The organism is Escherichia sp. XD33, assembly GCF_019375075.1.
GTDB lineage: Bacteria > Pseudomonadota > Gammaproteobacteria > Enterobacterales > Enterobacteriaceae > Enterobacter > Enterobacter flexneri_A.
Window position 1 is genome coordinate 1 of the sequence record NZ_JAENDM010000185.1, and the last position, 1,296, is coordinate 1,296.

Annotated in this window: 3 protein-coding genes; 2 read left to right on the plus strand and 1 reads right to left on the minus strand. The window is 39.6% G+C overall.

Annotation, left to right across the window (positions count from 1 at the left end; translation table 11 throughout):
* Positions 1–365, plus strand: a 365-nt coding sequence (locus K0778_RS26125) for a hypothetical protein (protein ID WP_159182151.1), incomplete at its 5' end; no start/stop codon positions are given.
* A complete protein-coding gene (locus K0778_RS26130) occupies positions 362–745 on the plus strand; it encodes a hypothetical protein (protein ID WP_022631129.1) in 384 nt (127 codons plus the stop codon). The genes K0778_RS26125 and K0778_RS26130, both read left to right, overlap by 4 nt.
* A gap of 307 nt (positions 746–1,052) precedes the next feature.
* Here the strand turns inward: K0778_RS26130 and mobA are convergent.
* A partial coding sequence (gene mobA / locus K0778_RS26135) for a plasmid mobilization protein MobA (RefSeq protein ID WP_050953836.1) occupies positions 1,053–1,296 on the minus strand: 244 nt, incomplete at its 5' end.

Here is a 1,296-nt window from a genome sequence, read left to right on the forward strand (position 1 = left end):
CAATATTCCAAAAATATGGAGTCGTAAGAATCGGCCTAGTTGGTAACTATTACATCCCACATAAAAATCCATCTCAACTAATAGCTGATCTGTATTTAAACGAAAACAAAAGAAATTTAGATGAAATAACAATAAGAATAAATAACCGCGATACATTCAAAAATATACAAATAAACAATGTCATCAATTTAAGCCAAGGACAAGTAACCGCACAGAACTACAATGGAAATGCGGTGATAGTTCAACTTGACTACAACTCAACCGATAATAACACACCACTTGAAGAAGGGTTAACCTTAGCCCTATTTAAAGAAAAATCCATTGCTTATAACTCCAAGCATGTTGAGGATGTGAGTGGATTATGAAATTTTTCAAACCAAAAACAGATGCGATTGAATACATTCGTGTAGAACCATCATTCTCAAAAACAAGTAGCAATATAAATAATGCGAAATCAGGAAGTGACACAAACTCACAGCCTGGATTCATTTTAAGATCTCAAATAGAGGAAATGATAAAAAACCACAGACCGAAAACAGAAAAAGAAATAAAGGCTGAAAGCGAAGGTCTTATAAGGCTTTGCTCCATGGCCTTTATATTTTTAATAGTTTTATCAATTTTTATGTTAATCGTTTATTTCGGAATAAAAGATAGAGAACTACCAGATTTTGCAAATAACCTGATGGCACTAATGACAACATTAGTTGGAGCGATAGGTGGTTTTATATATGGAACAAAAAAATAACACAGACAAAAACACAAATAAAAAAAACAAATAACACACAAGCACACCAGCCCCATACTTCGGGGCTTTTACAACCGTTACCTGACACCATTTACCATAACGTCTCATTACGTGCACCGCCAAAACGCGCTGAACGCGATTCTGACGCAGACACCGCAAAAAGAGATGTTTTCCCCGGGATAAACCGGAAAAATGCGTCAGGATCGCTTTCAGCTCACTGCATAGCTATGCATGAAAGTGAATGGCGATCGGTTTGGGGGCTTACGGCGTTCATACCGTCTGTTTTCGACAGTTTCTCTCCGGGAAGCTAATCTGCCATAAGCCTGGATAACAGGGCACGGTGATACTCCGTAATAGCGATCAGCACCTCCGCATACTCCCTGTCCCCGACACGCTTGCCGTCGATAAAGAGTTTTTTCTGCAACGCCCCCAGTCGCATAACTTCTTTCAGCACCCGGTCATCAGTCAGTGAGTTAACTTTCTTACCGAGAGCTGCCGCCCGTAAAAAACCAGAAACGGTCTTGCCGCATTCAGCAGCCCTTTTTCTGATT